8 protein-coding genes are annotated in these 3,701 nt (G+C 46.3%); 1 reads left to right on the top strand and 7 read right to left on the bottom strand.

Annotated elements, in window-relative coordinates; all coding sequences use genetic code 11:
• Window positions 1-46: 46 nt before the first annotated feature.
• The 6 genes from KDK19_RS19130 to KDK19_RS19105 form a co-directional block, all read right to left on the bottom strand.
• Entirely contained in the window at window positions 47-334 is a 288-nt protein-coding gene (locus KDK19_RS19130) for a hypothetical protein (protein ID WP_257275283.1), read from the bottom strand.
• Between the two features lie 59 nt (window positions 335-393).
• Complete coding sequence (locus KDK19_RS19125; RefSeq protein WP_257275284.1) at window positions 394-600, bottom strand: cold-shock protein; 207 nt, start codon at window positions 598-600, stop codon at window positions 394-396.
• Window positions 601-1,029: 429 nt separating this feature from the next.
• Window positions 1,030-1,203: a type II toxin-antitoxin system RelE/ParE family toxin gene (locus tag KDK19_RS19120; protein ID WP_368736476.1), complete on the bottom strand. Its 174-nt coding sequence runs from the start codon at window positions 1,201-1,203 to the stop codon at window positions 1,030-1,032.
• 6 nt (window positions 1,204-1,209) lie between these two features.
• Entirely contained in the window at window positions 1,210-1,560 is a 351-nt protein-coding gene (locus KDK19_RS19115) for a type II toxin-antitoxin system ParD family antitoxin (protein ID WP_257275286.1), read from the bottom strand.
• 118 nt (window positions 1,561-1,678) lie between these two features.
• Window positions 1,679-1,819 (bottom strand): hypothetical protein, encoded by a 141-nt coding sequence (locus tag KDK19_RS19110; RefSeq protein ID WP_257275287.1) that lies wholly within the window; start codon window positions 1,817-1,819, stop codon window positions 1,679-1,681.
• Between the two features lie 192 nt (window positions 1,820-2,011).
• The gene (locus KDK19_RS19105; RefSeq protein ID WP_257292635.1) at window positions 2,012-2,449 is read right to left on the bottom strand and encodes a hypothetical protein; all 438 of its coding nucleotides are present in this window, start codon (window positions 2,447-2,449) and stop codon (window positions 2,012-2,014) included.
• Between the two features lie 24 nt (window positions 2,450-2,473).
• On the opposite strand from KDK19_RS19105, the gene KDK19_RS19100 reads away from it, so the two are divergent.
• Entirely contained in the window at window positions 2,474-2,857 is a 384-nt protein-coding gene (locus KDK19_RS19100; protein ID WP_257275289.1) for a DUF2237 family protein, read from the top strand.
• A 132-nt stretch (window positions 2,858-2,989) separates the two neighbouring features.
• Here the strand turns inward: KDK19_RS19100 and KDK19_RS19095 are convergent, their stop codons facing one another.
• Window positions 2,990-3,328, bottom strand: coding sequence for a hypothetical protein (locus tag KDK19_RS19095; RefSeq protein ID WP_257292634.1), 339 nt, complete (start codon window positions 3,326-3,328; stop codon window positions 2,990-2,992).
• Between the last annotated feature and the right edge of the window lie 373 nt (window positions 3,329-3,701).

Genomic DNA, 3,701 nt, shown 5'->3' with positions numbered 1-3,701 from the left:
AATTCTGGGGGTGCAGCAGATTTCCTGCTTGTAGAGGTATTCGCAGTTAAACGGACGCTTCATACTGCGCCAAATCCGGCGCAGCCCCCTTTACCTCTCCCCTCTGAATAAAAGCCTTCTGCCCTACTCCCAAAGACTCACCTTTCACTGTCATGATTGAACCATCCCTTAGCTCTGCCTGACTGGTTCCACTACCATTGAGTGAGGTGATAGTAGCTATCACCTTGCTTCCTTCAGGGATCAGTGATTTGAACTGTTGCCAGATGTTAGTGGTGGCCTTGATTGTTCCTTCTGCTCTTCCCTTAAACGCAAAAAAGGCAAAACCCCGCGGCATTGCCTTTTCAGCTTCACGGCATGTGAAGCAGATCAGCTACATAATATGCAGCTCAATCTTTACAGAGGACGGATGTCTTCTGCCTGAGGACCTTTCTGGCCCTGGGTCACTCGAAATTCAACCTGCTGGCCTTCAGTCAGGGTTTTGAAACCGTCGCCAACGATCTGACGGAAATGGGCAAACACGTCAGGACCATTCTCCTGAGCGATGAAACCAAAACCTTTCTCTTCATTGAACCACTTAACAGTACCAGTAGTAGTAGACATAATCATATCCTGATTTTTTAAAGCAAAATACCTTGCCGTGTATGTCACGGATAAGGCGGTAGAGCTAGAAGTTTTGTTATCGCTTATGAAGAACAGGACGAGCCACTACGCTCGGAACACTAAATCTATACATAAAGAATCAAACGCACTTATAACCTGGTGCCCATTTTACATGGCTTTGAGCTTTTAACAACGAGTATGAAACAATCATTAACGGCGGTAACTACTCATTTAGCATTAATTCTGTGAGTAGTGCCTTTCCAGCTCGATGGTTTGTACCACTCGTCCAGAATCCGTTTTTACGCTTGTTGAAAGACACAACGCCCTCCAACTTTCTGCATCCTCCTATACCTCGACTAAAACAGTTGAGGAGCGACATCAGTGTCGTGAAAAGCCGGTGGGTGTAGATCTGGCAGACTGATAGCCGTCTTACGCCTGAAATGTTTCAGAGATATCCTGTCTGCCCATAATCCGAACAATCAGGACATAATCTTCCTGAATTTGGTAATAAATGGAGTGAGAACCGTAAACGCTCATAAGGTATCCCTTGCGGATATGCTCCACTGCCGGGTAGTGAAGTGGAAAGTTCACTAATTCTGTCAAACGGGCCTACAAGCTATCGTGGTAATGAAGTGCCTGATCCAGGCCAAAGTTATCAATGCCAAACTCAAGGATGCGTTCTATATCCAAAGCAGCTTCATTTGATAGCTTATAACTCGCCATTTTTACGTTTTCGCTCAAGTACCGGGCCACTATGTCTTCAGGAGTTAATTCGCTGATACCACTGTTTTCTCCTTTGATCAGTGCATCACGGATCGCTTCGAGTTCACTTTTTCTGGATCGGGCTTGTCTGATCAGGTCATTAATGACATCGCTTTTACTACTGTACTCTTTGCTGTCAACCTGAGCCTTGAGCCACTTATCGTTGGGCTCGGTAAACGTGATGCTTTGTCTGGGCATGAGACTCTCTCCTTGGTTCATATATGCACCGTTTTAGCACCAAAACAGAAAAATGCATCTCGTTTATGCACAGATTTTGTATTTCCCATTGGAAAGGAACACCTGTGAATTTTAGCGACTAGCCCGCCAGATCAAGTTGCATGAACAAACTCAGCCCAGATCCTGAAATCGCCGTATTCGCCAGCACATCCAGTTGAAGAGGAATGCTGGCAGAGTCATCAGAGATAAAGCCCAGATTCTGTACTGGAGAGAACTTCACTCGATGTACCCGTATGTTAAAGGGCAACCCCTACTGAGCATCATTCAACCCTTCCATAACCAAGGTAAACTCCCGCCCGGACTCTACGAGTGCTTGTACCATATTAGCCTTGAGTAGGGTGAACTGACATTGATGCCCTGGTCATCAACACCCCCCACCTTCAATGACCTGAATACCAGATTTCATCAGTTGCTAGTCATTACCTTCTAACAGTATGGTATCCAGACTGTCTTTCACCGTGATAGCCTGACTCAAATCAGGTAACCGCTGCAAAGGAATCAGTTCACCCGCCACACCATAGGTTTTTTGCGCTGCATCAGTCGCCGCCGTGATCGAAGCCACAGTAAGACTGCCTCGAAGTGCCAGGGAGATGTTGCTGGCAGTGAAATCATGGGCTATCAGATTGACAGTAATGCCGGACACCCGACCGATAACATTACGATAGCCACCACCGCCCATATAGTTTTTCAACTCTTTGCGATCTTCTCCAAAGCTGAAGTTAAATTCGCTGACATTGCCAATGGGCAACAGAGATGCGGAGTTGTCGTAAGGCTGAATATGGATGCTGCCTGCGCCGATAAAAACTACGATCCATCGTAGACATGGTTTTTCTCCTATCCTGTAGGCCACGAGTTTATCGTGGGAGGGTTTTACATGTTTGAACTGCTGTTTGAACAGCTCAATGTGTTTGGTAGGCAGTTAGAGGTTTGTTGTCAGAGTCCAATGACTGGCTTCTTTCGAAACGGATATTGCCATACCTGTCCAGAGGACTTTGGCAGTCATACAGTCTGCGCCCGGATGACCGATGAATTCCTGCAATTTTCCCTGTCCAAAGGTAACGACCTCATCACACCTAATCCTGCGTTTGGCTTTCCCGGCCTGAAAGCCGGTGACCGCTGGTGTCTATGCGTAAGTCGTTGGGTAGAGGCTCATAAGGCAGGTGTCGCTCCGCCGGTTTACCTGGCTGCGACCAATATGGCAGCACTTGAAATGGTTGACTTGGCGACGCTGGAGCAGATGGCATTGGATTGTTATTAAACGACGACTTAAATGTATAGCTACAAGTCAGCAAACGAAAGATGGACATTACTTGGGGCAATATCGAACCGGGTTTCACTGAAGCTGATATTTCGGGCTTCTGGAGTGAAGCGTTGTTTGGTGGTGAATAGCTCACGGACAGGGCGGGTTAAATCCAGCAGGGTGTAAGTCAATACTTCCATCATTCTCAACGCCTGAATGGTAGTAAACAAACCACTCTCGAAATAACCCGGTCGGTACTGGCATTACCCCATCCCAAGTTGCGACTTCATTATCACATACGCTGAAACCATAACCTCCAGACACGTCTGGCGTCGAATCTGGAAGATTACTCAGTGCACATTGAAGCTCTTTTATGAATTGTTTCTGCCGTTTTGTTACTGACTCCTGTTGCCAAAGCCAATCGCCAAGCTTTATTGCAGCTTCAATCAGCGGCTGTTCTTCTGGCAGAATTTGAAATTTATTTCTCATTTTTGTATCTAGAGTTTATGTACTTAATTCAATATTAGTCTGTGCGTTCCAGCTCCCTGTGGCTACCTTGTGATCAATAACAAACTCGTAAACGACCTCCAGCCCAAAAACTAAACTAAAGTACTGTTTTAAAAAGAAAAAACAAAGTGGAGGAAGTGACACCCCGGTTCCTCCAAAAAACCAAGAAGAGAGAAAAACAGAGAGGAACAGGAGGAAAAACAGTGAAAAAGCCCGTTTTGCAAAACCGGCAAAAACCCTTTAAACGTAGGGCTAAAACAGAAAAACCCTGTAGACGACAGACTACAGGGTTTTTGATATATGGCGGACCGGACGGGACTCGAACCCGCGACCTCCGGCGTGACAGGCCGGCATT

This window comes from Endozoicomonas sp. ONNA1, from assembly GCF_024606325.1.
Classification (GTDB): Bacteria; Pseudomonadota; Gammaproteobacteria; order Pseudomonadales; family Endozoicomonadaceae; genus Endozoicomonas_A.
The sequence above is the reverse complement of the archived record's forward strand: the minus strand, read 5'-3'. Positions and strand labels throughout refer to the sequence as shown.